General features: G+C 45.4%; 1 rRNA gene. It reads left to right on the top strand.

From position 1 onward, the window contains the following. A 16S ribosomal RNA gene (locus KJS65_RS29665) occupies positions 1 to 89 on the top strand; the annotation flags it as partial. Positions 90 to 216: the final 127 nt, after the last annotated feature.

Raw genomic sequence — 216 nt, forward strand, 5'->3', positions numbered from 1 at the left:
GGAGCCAGCCGCCGAAGGTGGGGTAGATGATTGGGGTGAAGTCGTAACAAGGTAGCCGTATCGGAAGGTGCGGCTGGATCACCTCCTTTCTATGGAGAATCGTTTCCCGAGTGGAAACATTCAAATAAAGCAAGATAATGCTCTCGAAGTATTTTTACTTCGTAAAAATTTCACTCACTCGTTGCTCAGTTTTGAGAGAGCAAACACTCTTTCAAT

Source organism: Paenibacillus sp. J23TS9 (assembly GCF_018403225.1).
Taxonomy (GTDB): Bacteria; Bacillota; Bacilli; order Paenibacillales; family Paenibacillaceae; genus Paenibacillus_AQ.